General features: G+C 51.6%; 18 protein-coding genes. 16 read left to right on the forward strand and 2 right to left on the reverse strand.

What is annotated here, in order from left to right:
• Window positions 1-237 precede the first annotated feature (237 nt).
• Window positions 238-1023 (forward strand): hypothetical protein, encoded by a 786-nt coding sequence (locus AAIE03_RS05535; RefSeq protein WP_498562858.1) that lies wholly within the window; start codon window positions 238-240, stop codon window positions 1021-1023.
• An 82-nt stretch (window positions 1024-1105) separates the two neighbouring features.
• Here the strand turns inward: AAIE03_RS05535 and AAIE03_RS05540 are convergent, their stop codons facing one another.
• Window positions 1106-2560, reverse strand: a complete 1455-nt coding sequence (locus tag AAIE03_RS05540; RefSeq protein ID WP_014593991.1) for an AMP nucleosidase — start codon at window positions 2558-2560, stop codon at window positions 1106-1108.
• A 394-nt stretch (window positions 2561-2954) separates the two neighbouring features.
• Here AAIE03_RS05540 and AAIE03_RS05545 point away from each other — a divergent pair, with 394 nt between their 5' ends.
• The 10 genes from AAIE03_RS05545 (at window position 2955) to tssC (ending at window position 16729) form a co-directional block, all read left to right on the forward strand.
• Window positions 2955-4370 carry an EmmdR/YeeO family multidrug/toxin efflux MATE transporter gene (locus tag AAIE03_RS05545; RefSeq protein WP_024470994.1) on the forward strand — a complete coding sequence of 472 codons (1416 nt, stop codon included), beginning with the start codon at window positions 2955-2957 and terminating at the stop codon, window positions 4368-4370.
• A gap of 1111 nt (window positions 4371-5481) precedes the next feature.
• On the forward strand, window positions 5482-6081 hold the full coding sequence (locus AAIE03_RS05550) for a hypothetical protein (protein WP_105088259.1): 600 nt from the start codon (window positions 5482-5484) through the stop codon (window positions 6079-6081).
• 23 nt (window positions 6082-6104) lie between these two features.
• On the forward strand, window positions 6105-6608 hold the full coding sequence (gene tssJ, locus AAIE03_RS05555; RefSeq protein WP_013026251.1) for a type VI secretion system lipoprotein TssJ: 504 nt from the start codon (window positions 6105-6107) through the stop codon (window positions 6606-6608).
• Window positions 6609-6629: 21 nt separating this feature from the next.
• Window positions 6630-7970, forward strand: a complete 1341-nt coding sequence (gene tssK, locus AAIE03_RS05560) for a type VI secretion system baseplate subunit TssK (protein ID WP_110286603.1) — start codon at window positions 6630-6632, stop codon at window positions 7968-7970.
• Window positions 7971-7986: 16 nt separating this feature from the next.
• Window positions 7987-9228, forward strand: coding sequence for a DotU family type VI secretion system protein (locus AAIE03_RS05565; RefSeq protein WP_013026249.1), 1242 nt, complete (start codon window positions 7987-7989; stop codon window positions 9226-9228).
• A 3-nt stretch (window positions 9229-9231) separates the two neighbouring features.
• Window positions 9232-12858 (forward strand): type VI secretion system membrane subunit TssM, encoded by a 3627-nt coding sequence (tssM, locus tag AAIE03_RS05570; protein WP_013026248.1) that lies wholly within the window; start codon window positions 9232-9234, stop codon window positions 12856-12858.
• Window positions 12859-12872: 14 nt separating this feature from the next.
• Complete coding sequence (tagF, locus tag AAIE03_RS05575) at window positions 12873-13586, forward strand: type VI secretion system-associated protein TagF (protein WP_029570221.1); 714 nt, start codon at window positions 12873-12875, stop codon at window positions 13584-13586.
• Window positions 13587-13596: 10 nt separating this feature from the next.
• Complete coding sequence (gene tssA, locus AAIE03_RS05580) at window positions 13597-14619, forward strand: type VI secretion system protein TssA (RefSeq protein WP_014593987.1); 1023 nt, start codon at window positions 13597-13599, stop codon at window positions 14617-14619.
• A gap of 80 nt (window positions 14620-14699) precedes the next feature.
• Window positions 14700-15230: a type VI secretion system contractile sheath small subunit gene (gene tssB, locus AAIE03_RS05585; protein ID WP_028715281.1), complete on the forward strand. Its 531-nt coding sequence runs from the start codon at window positions 14700-14702 to the stop codon at window positions 15228-15230.
• Window positions 15230-16729 carry a type VI secretion system contractile sheath large subunit gene (gene tssC / locus AAIE03_RS05590; RefSeq protein ID WP_014593986.1) on the forward strand — a complete coding sequence of 500 codons (1500 nt, stop codon included), beginning with the start codon at window positions 15230-15232 and terminating at the stop codon, window positions 16727-16729. The genes tssB and tssC overlap by 1 nt, the downstream gene beginning before the upstream one ends.
• 270 nt (window positions 16730-16999) lie before the next feature.
• Here the strand turns inward: tssC and AAIE03_RS05595 are convergent, their stop codons facing one another.
• Entirely contained in the window at window positions 17000-17239 is a 240-nt protein-coding gene (locus AAIE03_RS05595; protein ID WP_155270043.1) for a hypothetical protein, read from the reverse strand.
• Window positions 17240-17308: 69 nt separating this feature from the next.
• Here AAIE03_RS05595 and AAIE03_RS05600 point away from each other — a divergent pair, with 69 nt between their 5' ends.
• From AAIE03_RS05600 to AAIE03_RS05620, 5 genes are all read left to right on the forward strand, one after another.
• Window positions 17309-17791, forward strand: coding sequence for an Hcp family type VI secretion system effector (locus AAIE03_RS05600; RefSeq protein WP_013026243.1), 483 nt, complete (start codon window positions 17309-17311; stop codon window positions 17789-17791).
• 68 nt (window positions 17792-17859) lie between these two features.
• A complete protein-coding gene (locus tag AAIE03_RS05605; protein WP_145394086.1) occupies window positions 17860-18690 on the forward strand; it encodes a glycoside hydrolase family protein in 831 nt (276 codons plus the stop codon).
• Window positions 18687-19502 carry a lysozyme inhibitor LprI family protein gene (locus AAIE03_RS05610; protein WP_194761350.1) on the forward strand — a complete coding sequence of 272 codons (816 nt, stop codon included), beginning with the start codon at window positions 18687-18689 and terminating at the stop codon, window positions 19500-19502. The genes AAIE03_RS05605 and AAIE03_RS05610 overlap by 4 nt, the downstream gene beginning before the upstream one ends.
• Window positions 19503-20066: 564 nt before the next feature.
• Window positions 20067-21962 (forward strand): type VI secretion system-associated FHA domain protein TagH, encoded by a 1896-nt coding sequence (gene tagH, locus AAIE03_RS05615; protein WP_089517219.1) that lies wholly within the window; start codon window positions 20067-20069, stop codon window positions 21960-21962.
• Complete coding sequence (locus AAIE03_RS05620; RefSeq protein WP_013026239.1) at window positions 21959-22750, forward strand: PP2C family protein-serine/threonine phosphatase; 792 nt, start codon at window positions 21959-21961, stop codon at window positions 22748-22750. Before tagH ends, AAIE03_RS05620 begins: the two co-directional genes overlap by 4 nt.
• Window positions 22751-22758: the final 8 nt, after the last annotated feature.

Below are 22758 nucleotides of genomic sequence, written 5' to 3' on the forward strand. Positions count from 1 at the left end.
TTTTCCATCATTGTGCGCACCCTTCCAGAATATCGATCTACGCCCTTTTCTTCGCGCGGCCGTGCTTTTATTCTTTGACTCAACATTGTGAATAAAGGAAAAGAACAATTCCCATTTTATTTTTCCTTTTTATTCAATCAGGTAATGTTTATTGCGCAAGACTTTGCTTCAATAATGCTGAAGCAGGTTGCGACTTACGTTAATGGATTAAGTTAATCCGCCTGTCAGGAAAAGCTCATGGGCAATCTGTATGGAAAACGGAATCGCGGTAATCCGCATTTGACCCTCAGTCATCGCTGGACAGGAGGCAAAAAAATGGAAAATTTTGAGACGCGCTTTGAGCGGCTTGAAGAAGACAACCATCAAATAAAAATCGACCTGGCGCTTTTTAGCGGGCAGGCTATGGCTTTTGCGACCAAAGCCGATCTTGAGCTTCTGCGTGCGGAACAGGCGGTGTTTCATGTTGAAATGGTTCAGCGATTCACGCTGCTGGAAGAGAAAGTCCAACAGTTTAGCATCCGGTTTGACGATGTTGATGGCAGGTTGGTTAGCATCGAAGGCAAACTTTCAGCAATCGATGGCATCTTATTCAATTTTACTAATAAATTTAATGCTATCGAGGTAAGTTTTAACATTATCAATGCGAAGTTTGATGATGTTTACAAAGAATTCGCTGCTAATGAAGTGAGATTTAACGGCATTGACGCTCGGCTCGACGCAATGGATATACGGTTTGATGGCATCGATAAGAGACTCGACGGCATCGACAAGAGACTGGACGGCATTGATATGAGACTGAATGGTATTGATCTCAGGCTTGATGGTATCGATCGGCGACTGGATGCGATGGACAGGAGAATGGATGCCATGGACCAGCGATTCGACAGGATTGATGAACGATTCGATAAACTGGATTTACGCTTTGAAAGCCTTAATAACCGCCTTATCTGGACGCTCATGGTACCGGCTATTCTTGCGGTGTTTGCCTGGTTCATCAATACCGCCGTTCTGAACGCGGCCTGATTCGTAATATCGTCTTAATTAACGAGACGGTATTAACGGGAAGGATTTTCGCATTAATACCGTCTTTTTCATTCATTATTGTTTAACGGAAAGGCGGTTCGTTAAACGTACGTAACTTACGTGAATGCAACTTATCACCTTCGGCGCGCAATAATTCAACCGCGCGAATACCAATCTGTAAATGCTCTGAAATCGCGCCGTCGTAAAAGCGGTTTGCCTGGCCCGGCAGTTTGATTTCACCGTGCAGCGGCTTGTCCGAAACACACAGCAATGTGCCATAAGGCACCCTGAAACGGTATCCCTGAGCAGCAATCGTTGCACTTTCCATATCGACAGCCACGGCCCGGCTCAGATTAAAACGCAGGGCAGAGGCTGAATAGCGCAGCTCCCAGTTACGATCGTCTGTTGTCACAACGGTTCCGGTGCGTAGCCGTTCTTTTACCTCCTCGCCTGGCATACCGCTCACGGACTTGGTTGCGTCATACAAAGCCCGCTGAACTTCGGCAATGCTTGGAATCGGAATGTCGGGCGGCAGAACGCTGTCCAGCACGTGGTCGTCGCGCAGGTATGCATGAGCCAGCACGTAGTCACCAATGCGCTGACTCTCGCGCAGGCCGCCACAGTGCCCTATCATCAGCCAGGCGTGAGGACGAATGACCGCCAGATGATCGCAGATTGTTTTAGCATTGGACGGGCCCACGCCGATATTGATCAATGTAATTCCCCGGCGATTGGGTGAGGTCAGGTGCCAGGCTGGCATCTGATGCTTTTTCCAGGCCAGATCAGACAGCATGGCTTCATTGTCTTCTGTACTCGCCGTCAGAACGACATCGCCCGCACACACAAGGCTGTCGAAAGGGGTTGAAGGATCGCGAACCTGTTCAATGGCCCAGCGTACGAATTCGTCTACGTAGCGCGTGTAGTTGGTAAACAGGACAAAGGGTTGAAAATGCTCAACCGCCGTGCCGGTATAGTGGCGCAGGCGGGCAAGCGAAAAATCTGTGCGCAACGCGTCAAAGTGAGACAGAGGAAAGGTCGCATCGGCATGAAATAAACCATCTGCCGTTTCATCACCAATCTGCGACAGTTCAGTCGTTGGAAAGTGACGCGCAATCCCCGCACTCATGGTGCGATCCAGCGACAGATCGGACCCGTCTATGACATAAGGATAGGGAATTTCCTGACGCGAAGGACCGACGTCGATCGTCACCTCGTACTCTTTTTCCAGCATGGCCAGCTGTTCAGAGATGTAATGGCGCAGCAGAGCAGGGCGCGTCACCGTGGTGCTGTAACTGCCAGTATGGGTAAAGCGGCCCCAGGCTCGGGTGCGATTCTGCTGAGGCCCGTCGCCCTGCCACGTAATGCGTAGTTCAGGGTAAACAAACAGACCTTGCGCGCGGGCAACGGGATCGGGTAGCGAGCCTTCTTCCGTATAGGCCTTAATTGATGCGCGCAGAGCGTTGACGGCTTCATCATACATCTGCTCAAGCGTATCAAGTGCCTGCTGGCGTGTCAGATTTTTCCGTTGGGCTGGCATAACCTCTCCTTTAACGTTCTTACGACAATTTCCCCAAGCTTAGCGGGTTTAACGCAGGATTTGGTGAAGAATCTATGATCAAGCGCATTTTGCTGCCGCCAGTTATAGGCGAGGCTTAGCGCTGGTGCGTGGGTTTACATCAAAATGCAGATAAACCTGACGCCTGCCTTCGCTTTTTGGTAAAGAAGAGGGCCGCTTCCGGGCATGATCGTGCGATGACATCGGCAACGCGATGATTCAACGAGGTGAGGAAAAAGGTAAAAAAAGTGTGTAACGATGATTTAACAGGAATGCAAAACGTTTTGCATATTTGCCCGCAGGCTACCATCATTAGAACTCTTTCCCCGACTTCTTCATATTTGGTACTCCTTTGCAAAATCCCGGCGTAGCAGTGGTGCAGGCGATTAAGCGCACGGCGTGGTATCCCAAACGTCGTTCTTACCGCACGCTGTACTGGCGTGAAATTTCGCCTCTTGCAGTCCCGATCTTTTTTGAAAATGCCTGCGTGCTGTTAATGGGCGTGCTCAGTACCTTCCTGGTCAGCTGGCTAGGTAAAGAGGCGATGGCAGGCGTTGGCCTGGCTGACAGTTTTAACATGGTCATCATCTCCTTTTTTGCCGCCATCGATCTGGGCACCACGGTGGTGGTCGCTTTCAGTCTGGCAAGGCGTAATGGTAAACGGGCGCGTGCCGCTACGCGGCAGTCGCTGGCGATGATGACCATTTTGGCGCTAATTCTGGTCATTGCGATTGAGTTCTGGGGCCATCTGATTATTGACGCCATTGCCGGCGCTGCCGAACCGAAAGTAAAAGCGCTGGCGCTGAGCTATCTCCAGGTTTCGGCATGGAGCTATCCGGCAGCGGCCATCACGCTAATCGGCAGTGGCGCGCTGCGTGGGGCAGGGAATACCAAGATCCCGATGCTGATTAATGGCGGGATGAATATCCTCAATATCATGATCAGTAGCGTACTTATTTACGGCTGCTTTTCATGGGATGGACTGGGGTTTGTCGGCGCTGGATTAGGGTTAACCATCACCCGCTACATCGGCGCTTTCGCCATTATTTATGTGTTAATGATTGGATTTAATGCTTCGCTTAAAATCACGCTGTCCAGCTATTTTCGTCGCTGGAACAGCAGCATACTCTATGAAGTACTGAGCATTGGCGTGCCTGCCAGTATCGAATCTGTGCTGTTTAACGGCGGTAAATTGCTGACCCAGGTGTTTGTGGCTGGCATGGGCACCAATGAGATCGCGGGTAACTTTATTGCGTTTTCTGTTGCCTCGCTGATTAACCTGCCGGGTAACGCGCTTGGATCGGCTTCAACCATCATCACCGGAAAGCGGCTGGGTAAATACCAGGTATTTCAGGCTGAACGACAGGCGAAGCATGTTTTTTGGCTGGCAACCATTTGCCTGTCGTGCGTTGCGGCCCTGACCGTTCCGCTGGCGGGCTTGTTGGCACGTTTCTATACCAGCGATCCTGAAGTGATAAATGTCACGAAACACCTCATCTGGCTCAATGCCTTGTTTATGCCGATTTGGGCAGCGTCGTGGGTTTTACCGGCTGGGCTGAAAGGCGCGCGTGACGCACGTTACACGATGTACGTCTCTATGTTTAGCATGTGGTGTGCAAGGGTCGTGGCTGGCTATTTGCTGGGCATTGAACTGGGAATGGGCGTCATCGGCGTCTGGCTTGGCATGTTCCTCGACTGGACAGTGAGAGGGCTGTTTTTCTGGGGAAGGTTCACCAGCGGTAAATGGCTGAATAATTACCGTAAAATGATCGCGAAAGCCGGGCCATCCTAATTCCTTTTCCTGATTTGTTATCTCTGTCGCCGCTTTAACCCAGGTGGCGACGATAAATACTGTGCCATTCAATGCCTGAGTGATTTCAGCCCATACCGCTGTTCACATCGGGCCATTGGCACGTCCTGCGCTTGTGCAATCCACCGCGGCTTAGTCTCTGGCTGTATTAAAATCACTCACATTGCCTTTTATTGATCCAGCTTGCGGCTAAAACCAACACTGCTCCCCGATATATTACTTAAGATAATTCTTAATTTAGCAATGCTTTAAATATTTAACCTGTTGTATTTATTGGTTTTTTAATAAATGACACGCTTCGTGTTTTCTAAAAATTTGACTTAATTACGATCTCAGACTTAAGAAAATCAGCTTCAGGGCGCTTCGCTGGCCGTTTTATCCCTTTTTACCATGATTAAATATTCATACTACTAATGTTTAATTATCTAAACGAAGCGGCTGGCAGGGCTAAATCGGGGTTTTTTATCGCGTCGATAGCATTTGGTTAACAAGTGCCTGAAGTTTGAGATAATACTATACATTAATATTTTTACTATTTAAGCTCGCTCGGGGCTGTGTTGAATTTTTTAAGGCATTATGTAAAGCTGTGTAAGATGTTAAGAAATGGAAAAGAACTTTACACAGGCGAGCAGGATGTTGAGGCTCGTGCGGTAGCTATGGTGCTGCAGTTTAATTTGTAAGCCATTGATTTATTGCTATTTGTGTGAGATCGACTGGAATTTAAGCAGGATGTTGCCATTCTCCCCACACTTATAACGATTAATCAGCCTTATTAAACTTAACGATTCAGCTTTGTGAATCGGTTTTGCGCAACGCTTAACCAGGCTGCCTTAATGACGTTTGCGTTTAGGAATTTGTCAGTTTGCTGAATGTTTAACCGCGAATTCAGCCGTCTTGTTCCGGTCATCAGGTTTCATGGGCAGTTTCACACCTGCTCACTCTCATCGAATAGAAAATTTTAAACTCACTACCTCATCTCATTCAGGCAAATTGTGTTGTTAATCAGTGTATTGGCTCCAGATGGCAGCCAGCATCGCTCGTTCTGCAACAGGGTTTGCTTAACACCGGCCAATGGCCACTTGTTTGGGTATTAATGGAACTAAATATGAAGAAAATGGTGAACTTTCGAATTGCATTAAGCCTGATGTTTGTCTTTGCTGTTGCAGGCTGTAAAACACCGCCAAAAATGACTGATGACACAATGGTGAGCAGCACCGTTGATGGCACAACCCTGATCCATCGTCATGCCGTTGCTGCGCCGGCGCAGTTCTCCGCATTAAATGAATCCTATCGCGCTTTATATCCTGCATCGGTGATGACGCGTCCGGACTTCGGCGGCAAAGTCGTCGAAACCCTGAAAACCGGCGAAACCTACACCGTTGTGGGTCAGGTTGAAAATAACTGGCTGGCATTAGGTGAAGAAGCGCAGGCTGAAGCGCCAGCAGCAGCCAGCGATGCCAAAGCCACAGACAGCAAAGCGGCACCGGCTCAGGCCACAACCAGCGCGATAAAAGTTGTTGGTTATGTGCCTTTCCGCGCCGTGGTGAAAAGCGATTTGTACGATCAGACCGTTAAAGCCGATCAGCCGAAACGTCGTGCGCGTGCCGCCGCCAAGAAAAAAACCTGTGTTTCTGTAGATGGAAACAGCCAGGCGTGCCAGAACAAGAATAACGGTACCTGGATCATTAACTAAGTCAGGGGCAGGGAGGGACAGAAATGGCACAAACTTACTTTCGCGTTGGCCTGGCAAAATGGATCTGGCCCTTCCTGCTGCTTCTGCTAACGGCATGCAGTAGCAGTAAGCCTGATATTGCGCGATACAACCTGCACTTTCAGGCACATCCTTCCATCAATTCGGGCGCACCACTCAAAGTCCGGGTGATGTTGCTGACGTCTGATGCAGAATTTATGTCCGCCGACTTCTTCACTTTGCAGAATCAGCCCGCTACCGCACTGGGAAATACGCTGCTCAACAATCAGCAGTTTTTCCTGATGTCCGGTCAGCTCAGTAAAACGCTGAGTGCCAAAAGCCTCCCCGACGCGCGCTTTATCGGCATCATGGCGGAATATCAAAAGCTGGATGGCAAGGTGTGGCGACTTGCGCTGCCTTTCCCAGACAGTGACAGCAGCTCGTTCTGGCAGTTCTGGAAAAGCAATGATGGTGAATTAAACGCCAACATTATCGTTGACGATGCCGGCATGCGTCCCGTTAAGCAATAAAACCGTCTTCAAAGGATGATTATGAACAGAGCCGAAAAGGTTGTTTGGGCGGAAGGGATGTTTTTACGTCCTCACCATTTCCAGCAGGCAGAAAACTTTCTGCAAAGCTCGCTGCGTGAATGGGGCCAGTCGCAACGCCCTTATGTTTGGGGATTTTTCGATCTCGAATTTGATGAAGCGCTGTTGCGGCAGGGTAAACTGGCACTGATCGCCGCCAGTGGATGCCTGCCGGATGGAACGTTTTTTGCCTTCAGTCAGCCACAACACGGCCCTGCGCCGCTGGACGTCCCCAGCAATACCGACCGCGCCAAAGTGGTTTTGGCCATTCCCGCTCGCCGCAATGGTCGCGAGGCGGTGACGTTTCAGGACGCGCCTGATTCGCTGGCTCGCTATCTGGCCTGGGAAGCGGAAGTTGAAGATGACAATGCGCAGGCTGTCGGAACGGCCACCGTTCAGTTTGGCAAGCTGCGCCTCCGCTTGATGCTGGAGCAGGATCTCACGGCGGAATGGACGGCGATGGGCGTTGCTCAGATCGTTGAAAAGCGCAGCGACAACCATATCCGTTTAGACAATGATTATATCCCTCCCACGTTAACCCTGGCTGGCAGTCGTCCGCTTCAGAGCATGATGACCGACCTGCACGGCATGATTCAACAACGTAGCCAGCAGCTGAGCCAGCGCGCACCCGGAACGGGCCGCTTTAACAGCGCGGATATGGTTGATTTTATGCTGCTGGCGTTGCTTAACCGCCAGTTGGGCCTTCATGCGCATCTGCAGCATCTGCCGCTATTACATCCCGAAACCCTCTACAGCCACTGGCTGCAGCTGGCTGCTGAGCTGGCAACGTGGACAGAGGCGCGCACGCCGGATGCTTTCCCTCTCTATGACCACGACGACCTGCAGGGCTGCTTCTCCCGCCTGACGCTATTACTCCGTCAGGGCCTGTCGCAGGTGATGGAAGAGAGCGCCATTCAGTTGCCGCTGACGCAACGCTCACACGGCCTGAATGTGGCGACCGTGCCGGATAACAGCATGGTGCGTGAATTCGGTTTTGTGCTGGCCGTAAAAGCAAACGTCCCGGCCGACGCGCTGAAAACGCATTTCCCGGCGCAGATGAAAGTCGCCCCCGTCACCAAAATTCGCGATCTCGTCCAACTGCAGCTACCGGGCCTTGCCCTGAAAGCCATGCCGGGTGCGCCACCGCAGATCCCATGGCACGCAGGATACAGCTATTTTGAGCTGGATAAGAACAGCGAGCTATGGCAGGAGATGGAGCGATCGGGTGCCTTCGCGCTGCACCTTGCCGGTGAGTTTCCGGGCCTGAACATGGAGTTCTGGGCCATTCGCAGTCAGTCAGAATAATTCAAACTGAGCAGGCATGATGCAGGAACAAAATAAACCGAACAGTGATGCTTTTCAGCAGGATCTTAGCCACCAGAATAGTTTGGTGGCTGCAGCGAATCCGCTGATTAACGCGATTCCACAGATTCGTCACTCCGTCTCCCATGACGATCCCGCACGTTTACGTCAACAGCTTATTGACCAGATCCGCCGTTTCGAGCTGGCCTGCCAGCAGTCCGGACTGAGCTATGAGGTGATCGTTGGCGCGCGCTATTGTCTGTGTACGGCGCTTGATGAAGCCGCAGCACTGACGCCCTGGGGAAGCCGTGGCGTGTGGACCAGTAATGGCTTACTGGTAACCTTCCACAACGAAACCTGGGGCGGGGAGAAATTCTTCCAGTTGCTGGCGAAACTGTCGCAGAACCCGCGTCAGCACATCCTGTTACTGGAGCTGATCTATTTCTGCTTACTGCTTGGTTTTGAAGGGCGCTATCGGGTTCTGGATAACGGACGCTCGCAACTGGATACGATTAAACAGCGTCTGTTGCAGATGATCAGGAGCGTCAGGGGCAGCTTTGCCGCCGCCTTGTCGCCGCATCCGACCGATCAGCCGGTTCTGCGTAAACTCTGGCGCCCCATGATTCCGCTGTGGGCCTGTGCGGCTCTGGCGGGCCTGGCTGCCTGCCTGTTCTATATCGTGCTGAACTGGCGTCTGGGGGATTACACCTCGCCCGTGCTGGCCAAAATCTACCAAACGACGCTGCCAGAAGTGCAGATTCGTAATCCGGCACCGCCGCCGCCGCCGTCACTGAACCTGAAGTCATTCCTGAAACCTGAAATCGACGAAGGCCTGGTGGCTGTGCGCGATGAGGCAGATCAAAGTGTGGTGACGCTGAAAGGCGATGGCTTGTTCGCATCCGGTTCGACAGAGGTTCGCGGACGTTATGATGCCGTTATCCAGCGCGTAGCTGAAGCCATGAATAACGTCAGCGGGAAAATCCTGGTGGTGGGCTACAGCGATAACGTACCGATTCGCAGTGCCCGATTTGCCTCCAACTATGAGCTGTCTCTGGCCCGTGCCCAGTCTGTTCAGACGCTGTTACAAAAACAGCTGGCAAAACCATCACGCGTTAAAGCGGAAGGGCGGGGTGAAACGCATCCGTTGGTGCCGAATACCAGTGCAGAAAATCGCGCGCGTAATCGTCGTGTTGAAATTACGCTGCAGGTTGCACCTGATACGACGCAAGCTGAAGTTAACGGCCTGGCGAGAGGGAACTAATCCATGCTGAATGTACTATTTGCGGTACTGACCAGCCGTCTGGCCTGGGGCTTTGTCGGTATCACCGCACTTTCGTTTATTATCTGGGTCATTGGCCCAGTGTTCTCGATTGTGGACTCCCGTCCGTTGGAGTCAGAACAGAACCGCGTAATCAGTATTGCGCTGCTCTATGTTGTCTGGGGCCTGAGCCAGGCGATTCCGCGTGTCTATAACTACTGGCTCAACCGTAAGCTGATGTCCAGCCTGGAAACCAGCAAATCGGATACGCCGGAAGAAGACCGCAAGCGACTGACCAGTGAAGATCAGGTGCTGGCCAGCCGCTTCTCTGAAGCGACTGAGATGCTGAAAAAAGCACACTTCCAGCGGCAGAGCAGCAAAGGTGCGCCTTTCTGGGCGCAGCGCTTCAGTCATCAATATCTCTATCAACTGCCCTGGTACATGATCATCGGCGCGCCAGGTGCCGGTAAAACCACCGCTCTGGTGAATTCCGGCTTGCAGTTCCCACTGGCGGACAAGTTCGGTAAGGCTGCGCTACGTGGGATCGGCGGGACGCGTAACTGTGACTGGTGGTTTACTAACGAAGCCGTGCTGCTGGATACGGCGGGGCGCTATACCACGCAGGAGAGCCAGCAGGAGCGCGATGCCGGCGAATGGCATCAGTTTCTCGACCTCCTGCGTAAATACCGTGGCCGTCAGCCGGTTAACGGCGTCATCGTCACCTTGAGCGTGGCAGACCTGTTATCACAGTCGCCCGAGGCCATGCGCAATCAGGCCGTGGCGCTGCGCCAGCGTCTGATGGAGTTACACGATCGGCTCGGTATTCGCTTTCCGGTGTATGTCCTGGTCACCAAAACCGACCTGTTAAAGGGGTTCCGCAGCTATTTTGCCAGCCTGGATAAGGCACAGCGCGAGCAGATTTGGGGTTTTACCTTTCCGTGGGCCAAAGCATCAACGGCTGAATTTGAACTCAGCAGCCAGTTTCAGCAGGAATATTCGCTGCTGCAGCAGCGCCTGGATGCCGGACTTGCCGATGTGCTGCTGGCGGAAAGTGATGCCCAGGCACGTGCCGAAAGCTACCTGTTTCCACAGGAGTTTGCGGCATTGCGCCCTCAGTTGGCTGAGGCGCTGGATATTCTGTTTGCGCGTTCCGATTTCGAAACGCAGTTCGCTCCGCGCGGCATCTACTTTGCCAGCGGTACGCAGGAAGGCTTACCCTTTGACCGCGTAATGGGTGAACTGACGCGCGCCCTGCATTTGCCAGGCCAGCAGCAGAGTGAGTCGGGCAGTTGGGACAAAGTGGATAAAGACGCGCCGATCCCTCAAAACAAAGGCCAGAGCTTTTTCCTTAAGGGCGTGCTGGAAAATGTCATCTTCCAGGAGTCCGGTCTGGCCGGCAGTAACCGCTGGTGGGAGCTACGTAACCGCGTGGGCCTGTGGTCGGGTTATCTGGCGTTACTGGTTATCGTACTCATTGCCGGTGCACTGTGGCTGGTGAGCTATAACAAAAACAAAACCTACCTGCAGGAGATGGCGGCGAAAAGCCCCCAGGTTGAGCAGCTCGGTGACAAGTTACAAAAAGAGGTGAACGGCAACCTCTTTGCACTGGTGCCTTACCTCAATACGCTGCTGCACCTGCCTGAAAGCGCCTCCTTTTCTCTGGAGCATCCGCCGCTCACGCGCCGGATGGGGCTATATCGCGGAACGGAAGTCAGTGATGCGACCCAGGCCTTGTACGAAAGGGCGCTGAAACAGCTGCTGATGCCGCAGGTTGCGCAGAATATCACCCGCTGGTTACGCAATGATACGGGAAGTGACGCTGACTACAGCTATGAGGCGCTTAAGGCTTATCAGATGCTGTACCAGCCAAAACACTATGACGGTAAGTTTCTTCAGGCGTGGATGATGTTAAACATCTCGCGTGAATTGCCGCAGGACGTGACTCAGGCTGAGGTGAAACAGCTGGCGTGGCACCTGCAACAGCTACTGGAAACGCAGATTCAGTCCTCGCCCTATGCGAAGGATGATGCGCTGGTAAAGCGCGAGCAGGCGCTGATTAGTCAGATGCCGCTTTCACAGCGCGTTTACGGACGCCTGAAACGCCTGCTGGAACGCGATGGCTCAATGTCACCGGTTACCTTGTCCGCGCTGGGTGGACCGCAAAGTGAACTGGTGTTTTCCCGTAAAAGCGGTAAGTCTGTCAATGAAGGTGTTTCCGGGCTCTTTACGCCAGACGGCTACTGGAACCATGTGGATAAACAGATCGCGCCGGTCACGGATGCGCTCTACAAAGACGATATCTGGGTGCTGGGTGCAGAGACGGCCCATGAAGACAGCAAACAAACCGACCTTGCGGTGCGCCAGCTCTATATTCAGGATTACATCCGCCAGTGGGAGCAGTTTCTCAGCGATATTCAACTCAACAGCAGCGCCGATTTGACCCAACGTATTAATACGGCGCGCCTGCTGTCAGGGAATCATTCGCCGCTGCGGCAGTTAGTGATTAACCTGAGCAAACAGCTCACGCTCACCCGGGCGCAGCCTGAAGACAAGAATGCCAAAGATACGGCCGCGTCATCGGATAACAGCGCCACACGAACGCTGCAGGCACTGTTTACCTCTCCGCGCGCAAACGGCGAGCAGGCGGTGGTGCAGCAAACGCCTGAGCAGGCGGTGACCGCGCACTTTGCACCTGTCATCGAGCTGGCACAGCCGTTACAGCAGGGCAGTAAGGTCCTGGCCGTTGATGATTTTCTTAAGCAGATCGACGATCTCTATCGCTATCTCACTGCCGTGCAGGATGCCGCGAATAGCGGTATGCCACCGCCGGCGAGTGATGCCATTAGCCGTTTGCAGGCCAGCGCCGGACGTTTGCCCGGTTCACTGCAAAATATGGTGTCAGGCATGGCAGTGGGCGCCAGCAGCGATGCACAGCGTCGCGACATGGATAACGTTCGCAAGCGCATCACCATGGAAGTCGGCAGCTTCTGCCGTCAGGCGATAGCAGGCCGTTACCCGCTGGTCCGGAATGCACGCAGCGAAGTCACGCCTGATGACCTGGCGCGCATGTTTGCGCCGGGCACCGGACTGATGGACAGCTTCTTCCGCGATAATCTGGCCAGCAAAGTGGATACCACCCGTGCGGCATGGCGCTTCACGCCCGGCATTGATGGCAAAACCTTGCCAGGTGGCGAAGCCTTGCTGCGTCCTTTCCAGCAGGCGCAGTCGATTCGCGACGCCTTCTTTGCCAATGGAGCCACTACGCCATCCTTCCGCGTCACGTTACGGACGGTGAAGATGGATAACGATATCCTGAATATGACGCTGGATGTCGATGGACAGATTTTGCGCTACAGTCATGGACCACAGGCAGTGCAGTTAGTGAGTTGGCCCGGACCAGGTGGAACCAGCCAGGTGCGCATGCAACTGGGGCTAACGAACGGCACGACCTCAACCCTGACCACCAGCGGCCCATGGGCGCTTAATCGCTTCTTTGATCGCGCCCGGGTGACGTCGGTAGGTGGACTGACTCGCGAAGCCAGCTTTAGTGTGGACGGCCATAATGTGACGCTGTCATTCACGCCAGGCAGCATTCGTAATCCTTTCCAGCTACCCGCATTTAGCTGTCCCTGAAACAGGACCTGACTATGACCCATTACGCAGCACCTGGCTGGTACGGCAAACTGCCTAGTTCGGGTGATTTTGTTAAACGACGCTTTCCCGATACCTTGCAGCGCCAGTGGTCTAACTGGTTTCAGGTGGGATTGCACCACTGGAAGACCAGTGCTGAAGGCGAAAATGCGCCTTCTCGGGCTTTTCTTAAAGCCCCGGTGTGGAATTTTGTGGTACCACCGATGTTGGGCACGCAACTGATTCAAATTGGCTGTCTGACGGCCGCACGCGATAGCGTGGGTCGCCATTATCCCCTCTGTGCCCTCCGCTATTTTACCCCAGCGGAGTGGATGCCTTTGTTGCTGACGCGTTCAGGCGACTGGTATCACCAGATGGGAAATACCTTATTGCGGGCGGTTCAGGATGGCGGTACGCCCGAACAGTTTGATCAGGCGTTGTTGAGCATTCCACTGCCGCAGCCTCAGCAGGATGAGGCGTCATCAGATATTCTGGCGGTGATCGGCAACGGTGAACAGGATTCAACACTGAGCTGGCATCTGCCGTCCCAAAGCTTTGATCCGCAGTTCCAGACCAGTTTCTGGTGGACGAATCAGAGCGACGGTTTTCCGCTTTATACCCATGTCCACAGTGGAAACTTAACCGCGCAGTTATTTTCCCTGTTGTTTGATCCGGCAGGCGGTGCGAAGCCGGGACGAAACGGACTTTATCCCCCGATGTTTGAATCCTGAGGCGAAGCGGATGAGTATTGATATTGACACGTTGCTGATACCGGTAAGCCACGATAATCCGTGCGGTGAAAACCTGGAGTACGACGCGGACTTTCAGGCGATGGAGCAGGCCAGCGTGGGAAAAGCCGAACAGCAGTTCGGTAACACCATTATTCCGGCTGAGCCAGCGGACTGGAACAAAGTTGAAAAGCTTGCGCTGGAACTGATGAGCCGCAGCAAAGACCTGCGTGTCATGCTGACCCTGACACATGCCTGGACGCGCCTGAAAGGGTTACCGGGCTATGCACAGGGCCTGCAACTGATTGAACAGGCGATGTTGCAGTTCTGGGAACCGCTCTGGCCTCGCCTTGAAGAAGACGGCGAGCACGATCCGTTTTACCGCATCAACGCGCTGGCTGTGCTGGGCGATCAGTCGGCACTTACGGCCGCCGTTCGTCAGTCATGGCTCATGCGCTATGCGTCCGACGGTATTACGCTGCGTGATGCTTCGGCGCTGTGTGACGGCAGTAAAACAGAGGTGCCAGATTATCCGGGTGGACTGCCGCGTCTGAATGACGAACTGGCACGAGGGGAACAACCGGGCATCGCAGCGATTCAAAACATTGCCGAGCGTTTGCAAAATATTCGCCGCATCGTGATTGAAAAGCTGGATGAAACGGCCTTGCCGGATATGAGTCAGCTGCAACGCAGCATGGCAATGCTGAATGAGCGCTGTCAGGCCACGGATATGGAATCGTTACACTCCCTGGCGGCGGCGATGCAATCCGCACCCGCAACGGAGCAGCAGCCCAGCGTCGCTGCACCACGTGCGGCTACCGACTGGCGCAGTGCCCAACTGAATTCGCGGGCAGAAGCCCAACTTATGCTGGAAAAAGTTAAACAGTACTTTAGTCAGCATGAGCCGAGCCACCCGGCACCGCTGATGATTGACAGGGTACAGCGCCTTATCGAACTCGATTTTATGGACATCATTCGCGATCTCGCGCCCGATGGTGTGCATCAGTTAGAAAACATTTTTGGACGCCGCGACTAAGCTAACAGTCAAGCCTTTACGCAGCGAGACCTGCGCGCCTCCTGCGAGCCTATACCCGCGCATTATTTATGGAGAGAACCATGCCAACAATGAAGTCCAGTGGGCAGAAATTTATCGCCCGCAATCGCGCGCCACGCGTTCAGATTGAATATGACGTGGAAGTCTATGGCGCAGAACGTAAAATTCAGCTGCCATTCATCATGGGTGTTTTAGCCGATTTAGCCGGTAAACCGCTGGAGCCGCAGGCCAGCGTTGACGACCGTAAATTCATGGAAATCGACATCGACAATTTCGATGAGCGTATGAAAGCCATGAAGCCACGTGCGGCATTCCAGGTAGACAATACGTTGAACGGTGACGGCAAACTGAACATCGATCTGACCTTCGAAAGCATGGACGATTTTTCTCCTGATGCCATTGCCCGCAAAGTCGATCCACTAAACAGCCTGCTTGAAGCACGTACCCAGCTCTCCAACCTGCTGACCTATATGGACGGCAAAAACGGCGCCGAAGAGCTGATCGGCAAGATTTTACAGGATCCGACACTGCTGCAGGCGCTGTCACACGTGCCTAAGCAAACGGATACCCCTGAAGGTAAGGAGGAGCAGTAATGAACCAGACTTCTCAACAACCACAATCGCAGGGCGGCGCCAGCTTTAGTCAGGATGAATTCAGCGCGTTACTGAACAAAGAATTTCGTCCTAAAAGCGACCAGGCACGCGAAGCTGTAGAAAGCGCGGTAAAAACCCTGGCGCAGCAGGCGCTGGAAAACACCGTGACCATGTCCAGCGATGCCTACCGCACCATTCAGGCACTGATCGCTGAGATTGACGAAAAGCTGTCTCAGCAGGTAAACCAGATTATTCACCACGATGACTTTCAGAAGCTGGAAAGCGCCTGGCGTGGTCTGAGCTATCTGGTGAATAACACCGAAACTGATGAGATGCTCAAGATTCGCTTTATGAGCATCTCCAAGCAGGAATTGAGCCGCACCCTGAAGCGCTATAAAGGCGTGGGCTGGGATCAGAGCCCGCTGTTCAAGAAAATCTACGAGCAGGAATATGGCCAGTTTGGTGGTGAACCTTTTGGCTGCCTGGTGGGCGACTACTATTTCGATCACAGCCCGCAGGATGTCGAGCTGCTGGGCGAAATGGCGCGTATCGGTGCTGCAGCACACTGTCCGTTTATCACCGGGACAGCACCAAGCGTAATGCAGATGGAATCCTGGCAGGAACTGGCAAACCCACGCGATCTGACCAAAATCTTCCAGAATACCGAATATGCTGCCTGGCGTAGCCTGCGCGAGTCTGAAGACGCGCGCTATCTGGGCCTGGTGATGCCGCGCTTCCTGTCTCGCTTGCCTTACGGTATTCGCACCAACCCCGTGGACAGCTTTGATTTTGAAGAGCAGACCGACGGTTCCGACCACAGCAACTATAGCTGGACCAACGCGGCTTATGCCATGGCGACTAACATCAACCGTTCCTTCAAGGAGTACGGCTGGTGTACATCCATTCGCGGCGTGGAGTCGGGTGGGGCGGTTGAAGATCTGCCTTGCCACACGTTCCCAAGCGATGACGGCGGCGTAGACATGAAATGCCCAACGGAAATCGCCATCAGCGATCGCCGCGAAGCCGAGCTCGCGAAGAATGGCTTTATGCCGTTAGTTCACCGCAAAAACTCTGACTTTGCCGCCTTTATCGGCGCCCAGTCGCTGCAAAAACCTGCGGAGTACCACGATGCTGACGCCACCGCCAATGCGCGTCTGGCAGCGCGGCTGCCTTATCTGTTCGCCTGCTGCCGTTTCGCTCACTATCTGAAGTGTATTGTGCGCGACAAGATTGGTTCCTTCCGCGAGCGCGACGAAATGGAACGCTGGTTGAACGACTGGGTGATGAACTATGTCGATGGTGACCCGGCTAACTCTTCTCAGGAAACCAAGTCTCGTAAGCCGCTGGCTGCTGCAGAGGTGAATGTGGAAGAGCAGGAAGACAACCCAGGTTATTACGCCGCGAAATTCTTCCTGCGTCCGCATTACCAGTTGGAAGGGTTAACCGTTTCGCTGCGTCTGGTATCGAAACTGCCTTCGCTGAAGTCGAACGAAAACTAATCGTTGAAACGCTAAGCACGCTCTTCGGAGCGTGCTTGTTGCGAGCAAATGCACTAAAGCATGAAAACATGCCGTATATAAAACAATGGCTGATGTATGTCGTCCCTCACACTTTGATTATGCTGATGAAGCGGAATAAACCTTTTCCTAAAGTGATGTCTTTGGCGAATGGCTGGAAGCTTTCATCATAGATTTATCAGTATAATGATCGACCTGTGTTTAAAATATAAAAACGTCGACTTTGGCGAGCTGAAAATTATTTGGGCTTCTTTAATCGTTTTTTTTGACTTTGTTCCAGCAGAGTAATTTTCTTGAAACAAAGTGCGCAACATAATCGGGTTGCCCCATAATTGTCATGGCTTTTTGCACAATGACATTAATTTGAAATACGAATACAGCAAAAAAATCTCCTGCTATAGCGGTTAATTGTGGTGGGATACTTCGGAGAGCCTGTAGCAACCTCCCGAGTCGAGGCAAAAGTAAAATATGGACTGTTTTATTCAGCCCCATGCTTTTCTCTTTGCCATATAGATGCTTTTTCGAAAGCGACAACTTTTTCCATAACGAAGAGTAAATATTATGGCTATTGATATGTATTTGAAGGTAGACGGTATTACTGGTGAATCTAAAGATTCAAACCATACCGGCTGGATTGATATTACCTCTTTCTCCTGGGGCGCTAATCAGCCGGGTAATATGAGCGTGGGCGGCGGCGGCGGTGCTGGTAAAGTAAACTTCAACGACCTGCACATTAATGCCAAAATCGACAAGGCTGTCACTGCGCTGTTGAAAAACTGTGCCAGTGGTAAGCACGTCACTAAGGTTGAAGTTTCAGTTTGCAAGGCTGGCGGTACGCAAATCGAGTATACCCGCATCACCCTGGAAGACGTGCTGGTCACCAACGTACAGTTCGTGGGCTCTGAGCACGACGATACGCTGGGCGTAACCTATGCATTCCAGGCTGCGAAAGTGAAACAGCAGTACTGGGAGCAGAGTTCTTCCGGTGGCAAAGGTGCAGAAAGCAGCGCTGGCTGGAATATCAAAGAGAATAAAGAAGCGTAATGATATGGCAGCCCTGAAAGGGGCTGCTTTTTTAAATAAACTCAATTGCATGCAAAAGGAATTTTGATATGACGCTCTTACGCTTAGGCGATCGAGGTGATGCTGTTGCAGTTTTACAAAAAATGCTTGGAGAGAAAAATTATAAAGTCTCAATAGATAAGGTTTTTGGTAAAAATACAGAGTTAGCCGTAAAAAAATTCCAAACTGATAATAAATTATATGCAGACGGCATTGTTGGAAGAAAAACCTGGGAAGCACTAGGAAAAAGAGTTGTAGCTCCCGTTCCTCCGCCTCCGTTAAAAGGTGTTCAGGGACGGCAGTATGTTAGCGGAATGAAACTGTCGGAAAGTGGGATTCAGGCACTTTTTAAATTAGAGTCTTTGCGCGGCGTCAGTAATCACTTGCATTGGCCTGGAGGTAAAAGCGGTGTGACTTTAGGTGCTGGCTACGACATGCTTGAAAGAACACAAAGTGAGATAAAGCAAAAACTTATTTCTATCGGCATTGATGCAACTTCTGCTGCTAAAGCGGCTGAGGGGGCAACTAAAAGTCATAAAGACGCGTCCGATTTTGCTGTGCAAAACAAAAATCTTATAGATTTAACAAGGCAGCAAGAAACTGATTTGTTGAGATTGACTGTTCCACATTATGAAACATTAATAAAAAACAGGATTACAGTCCCCTTAACACAATATGAGTTTGATGCACTGGTTTCGTTTGCATACAACTCTGGCGGTGTTTTAAATAAAGTGACCAATGACATTAACAACGGAAATGTTGGTGATGCAATGGCGATGATTAAAAAAATAATCTATAGCGGTGGTAAAGTCTTTAAAGGTCTGGTTAACAGACGTAACTCTGAAGTTAAACTTTATCTAGAAGGGATTTATGACGTATGAACAATAATAAAGGTTTGCTTGTATCTACCCTTTTAGGTGGTTTAGTGGTTATGACGTCTTGCCACGCCAACGGAAATATAGAAAGCGATACAAATGGGCAGTGGGTTGTTAAAAACGTCTATGTGAACAGTAATAACGCCTCACGACCTGATATTATTAGTGATGATCCAAATCTAGTTGGCCGAATCATAAATTTCGACAAAAAAGGTATTTCTGGATCAATTCTGGTGGCGAAGGGATGTGATTCACCTTCTTATAATAAAAAAGAATCTGTTACGGCAGGTCAGTTGCTTAATCTTACTGCAGGTGAGGATGAAAAGTCGAACAATAATCTTGCAAGTGATTACGGATTACCTTTATCGGCTAAAGATCCAGTAAGTGCTTATGAAGTCACCTGTAAATCAGGCATGTTTGGCCCTTCAGGTGAAAAAGTTGGTAACTGGATTATTGAGAAAAACAATAATGAACTTCTTACCAACTGGAATTCACAAACTTATTTGTTGTTAAAAAAACTGCCCTCTAATCCTAAACCAGCACCCTCATTCGACTGTGCGAAAACCTCATCAGATACAGAGAAGGCTATTTGTAGCAACGTTGAGCTTTCCGGCTGGGATAAGAGTGTTGCACAAGCCTATAGCATCGCTGTAAAACAAATAAAAAGTATTGATGTTGATGTCAAAGACAAACTCGCCACGCTTCGTTCTGCGCAAAGTAACTGGATCAAAAAGCGCAATGAATGTGGCGGTGACGCGTCGTGTCTCTCTGAAAAAATGCAGAGTCGGGTTTCTGAACTGGTTGAAGCCTCAAAATAAAGTATTAATCATTTCTTTACTCTCACATCATGCAATCATGATGACATTAAGGCTAAAATGATTTATTCATAAATGAAAAGGGTGTATTGCAAAGCTACATCCTTTTCATTTTTATTGCCGGTTTTTAAAGTAATAATCTTAATGTCTCATGATTGAATGTTTTGCTTATCAAAGAGCCTTTTCTTAAATAATGTCACGGCAAGATTTAAAAAAGAGCATGAGATGACAGGGTTTAATATTGACTTCCATTTGAAAAGTGAAAAATTGTAATGAAGTTTGAGGTGAAATATTCGGAATGTAGCTTCCATTTATCTGCTTTTTTTAATTTCATCTTATGCAGAAGTTATGCGCACACCGTATTTAATAACGAGTGCGTCGCCAGGCTTGATGAGTTACGCACGAAAGAATTATCAGAAATGCCCTACGATTAACTTTCACGGATGGCTATCTGCAACATTAGGGTTGCGTTTATCTTCCGTACCATTGACTACGCTTCTATATCCCGCCTTTCTCCCCGAGAGACGCGCGATATAGATGTCGAACAGCTAACCGCAGGAATCCGTGATGCGCTTTACGATAATAACCGCTAAACCCGGCCATGAACCGCCGCAAATCAGTTTCGATTTTCTTCCTCCAGGCGGCACTATCGGTCGAGGCGTGGATAATAATCTGATATTGCCCGACGACGATCGCACTATTTCTCGCCTGCAGGCTATCGTGCATATTACTGCAGAGGGCGAATGTCGCCTGACCAACCGCGGTAACGTTACGCGCGTGCTGCTGAATGACATCCCGCTTGAGCGTGGACGTCAGGTGGAGTTGCAGGACGGAGATATTCTCGGCATCGACGACTATCGCCTGCTGGTTAACGATCTTAATGGCGAGCAGCAATCGCAGCAGCCTCCGTTGACCGCTGCAGCCGCACCTAAGCCGCAGCCCGTACCCAATGCGGTCCCTGTACAGGCGCCGGCTGCCAGCACGGCTGCCATTCCCAGCGAGATCTGGGACAGCCTTGCCAAAGAGTTTTCAATTTCTGATGACTTATCGAAACGTAAAAGTGCTGCGCCAGAAATGCCGGAGGCAAATCCGTTAACCTCTACAGCGGCAAACCGTAATCCCGAAGATCCGCTGGCTCAGTTAATGAGCGATAAACCGCTGGATATCGGTCAGCAACCTAAGACAAGTAGCCTGTTTGATGAAGAGGATGCACTGTTTGCTCAGGAAAGCATTTTTGATGACCGCACGCCCAGCACCTTGTCGGCAAAACAAAATGCGCAAGGGCAGCCCAAAATAGAGGAAACCTCCACGGACGTGGACCCGTTAAATCTGTTTGGCAGCCAGGCCACGCCGGACCCGCGTCATCATGACGATCCGCTGGGGTTAATGATGAGCGGTGCAGTGCCGCTGGCTCAGCCAGATATGCCGGTTTCGCAACCTATGGCTGCGCCATCGCAGCCGAAAGAAAACCATCAGTCTGCACCCTTACAGCAGAAAGAGCCCCATCAAGCGGCGCCATTACAGCAGAAACCTCATCACCAGCCGATGCCTGATATCCTGGATACTGCACCGGTTGAGTTGGCTGATTTAAGCAGTTCACCGCTGTTTGATCACACGGAAACGCAGGTCACTCACGATCCCGCTTTCGATCCTCAACCGCAGCCTGCCCAGCCTGAAGGAGCGCAAAGCCCGATTGATTACGGCGGCATTACCTTGCCAACACCGCAGGCGGTGCAACGCACGCCTTCGCCCACGCCAAAAGGGCGGCTGCGCATCGATCCGGTTGCCTCGCACAATAACAGCGGTGGGACCGAGCAGAGTGGCAACGCCAGTAGCGGTGATGCCTTAAAGGGCGAGTTGCTGGATGCACTGCTGGAAGGTATGGGCCTGCAGGATCTGCAACCGACACCGCAGTTCGATCGTGAGCAGATGCGGCAGTTCGGCCAGATGCTCAGCATGTTCTCGCAGGGAACGGTGGCACTGCTGTCTTCCCGGTCGATTTTAAAACGCGGTGTAAAAGCCGACATGACCGTGATCCTGGATGATGCTAACAACCCGTTTAAGCTCCTGCCGTCGGGTAAAACCGTATTGATGCAGATGTTTGGCAGCCGTATGCCAGGTTTTATGCCGCCACGCCAGGCCGTGCGTGACGCGCTAATCGATCTTCAGGCGCACCAGCTGGGCATGATTGCCGGTATTCGCGCCATTATTGCTTCCATGCTGCAGTCCTTTAACCCCGATCAGCTCGAAGAAGAAGCGCGTCAAAACGGTTCCGTATCGCGCATTGGACTACCCGGCAGCCGTAAAGCCGCGCTGTGGGAGCATTTTATCCAGCGCTATGGCGAAACTGCCGGTGAAATTGAAGATGACTTCCATACCTTGTTTGGTGAAGCCTTCTTGCACGCGTACGACATGGAAGTAAATCAGTATAAAGACTCACAAACCCACACGGATGACGCATGAATATCTCTACTGCTTCCACGTCGAATCAGGGCGACCGCGCCAGCAATCAGGATCAAACCGGTGAGAGCATCGGCGAGCGTTCGGCTTGCTTTGTGGTGTGTGATGGTGTGGCAGGGTTTCCCGGCGGTGACGTTGCAGCAAAAATTGCACGCAGTAGCCTGATGGAAGCCTTTGATGGCAATGCGCATCTCGATGCGCAAACCATTCGCGATTACGTGAATTATGCCAATGGCGCCATTCGGCAACAGCAAAAGGCAAACAGTCAGCACAGCCGGATGGGCACCACGCTGGTGAGTTTGTTTATCGACAGAGACTATGAACTGGCCTACTGGGCGCATGCAGGCGACAGTCGGCTTTACCTGTTTCGTCGGGGCTATCTCTACCATGTGACCACCGACCACAGCCTGATTCAACAAATGAAAGATGCCGGGCACCAGACAGAAGGCATTAACAGTAACCTGCTCTATTTTGCATTAGGCATGGGCGATGAACAGCGGGATGCCAGTTACAGCGATGTGGTGCCTATTGAGGATGGGGATGCCTTTTTGCTGTGTACGGATGGTTTCTGGCATGGCGTGACGCTGGAACAAATGCAGCAATCATTGCATATGGTGAATACGCCAGAAGAGTGGCTGACCCTGATGCAACAAATTATCAAAAACAGCCAACCGCAGGGGGGTCAACAGGACAACTTCAGCGCCATGGCTGTGTGGGTAGGTTCACCAGAAGACACCACCTTATTGCACTCGCTGTCTGATGCGGCGCAGTTTTTCCCTCTTCGAGATTGAGAACGCCA

The sequence above is a fragment of the Pantoea sp. Ae19-2 genome, assembly GCF_059801205.1.

Bases quoted from the DNA above. Each gene is read 5' to 3' on its own strand.
- tssC (WP_014593986.1), top strand. From the start codon at position 15,230: ATGAACCAGACTTCTCAACAACCACAATCGCAGGGCGGCGCCAGCTTT.
- AAIE03_RS05620 (WP_013026239.1), top strand. From the start codon at position 21,959: ATGAATATCTCTACTGCTTCCACGTCGAATCAGGGCGACCGCGCCAGC.
- AAIE03_RS05605 (WP_145394086.1), top strand. From the start codon at position 17,860: ATGACGCTCTTACGCTTAGGCGATCGAGGTGATGCTGTTGCAGTTTTA.
- tssK (WP_110286603.1), top strand. From the start codon at position 6,630: ATGAACAGAGCCGAAAAGGTTGTTTGGGCGGAAGGGATGTTTTTACGT.
- AAIE03_RS05535 (WP_498562858.1), top strand. From the start codon at position 238: ATGGGCAATCTGTATGGAAAACGGAATCGCGGTAATCCGCATTTGACC.
- AAIE03_RS05540 (WP_014593991.1), bottom strand. From the start codon at position 2,560: ATGCCAGCCCAACGGAAAAATCTGACACGCCAGCAGGCACTTGATACG.
- tagF (WP_029570221.1), top strand. From the start codon at position 12,873: ATGACCCATTACGCAGCACCTGGCTGGTACGGCAAACTGCCTAGTTCG.
- tssJ (WP_013026251.1), top strand. From the start codon at position 6,105: ATGGCACAAACTTACTTTCGCGTTGGCCTGGCAAAATGGATCTGGCCC.
- tagH (WP_089517219.1), top strand. From the start codon at position 20,067: ATGCGCTTTACGATAATAACCGCTAAACCCGGCCATGAACCGCCGCAA.
- tssA (WP_014593987.1), top strand. From the start codon at position 13,597: ATGAGTATTGATATTGACACGTTGCTGATACCGGTAAGCCACGATAAT.
- tssM (WP_013026248.1), top strand. From the start codon at position 9,232: ATGCTGAATGTACTATTTGCGGTACTGACCAGCCGTCTGGCCTGGGGC.
- AAIE03_RS05565 (WP_013026249.1), top strand. From the start codon at position 7,987: ATGATGCAGGAACAAAATAAACCGAACAGTGATGCTTTTCAGCAGGAT.
- AAIE03_RS05595 (WP_155270043.1), bottom strand. From the start codon at position 17,239: ATGGGGCTGAATAAAACAGTCCATATTTTACTTTTGCCTCGACTCGGG.
- AAIE03_RS05600 (WP_013026243.1), top strand. From the start codon at position 17,309: ATGGCTATTGATATGTATTTGAAGGTAGACGGTATTACTGGTGAATCT.
- AAIE03_RS05550 (WP_105088259.1), top strand. From the start codon at position 5,482: ATGGAACTAAATATGAAGAAAATGGTGAACTTTCGAATTGCATTAAGC.
- tssB (WP_028715281.1), top strand. From the start codon at position 14,700: ATGCCAACAATGAAGTCCAGTGGGCAGAAATTTATCGCCCGCAATCGC.
- AAIE03_RS05610 (WP_194761350.1), top strand. From the start codon at position 18,687: ATGAACAATAATAAAGGTTTGCTTGTATCTACCCTTTTAGGTGGTTTA.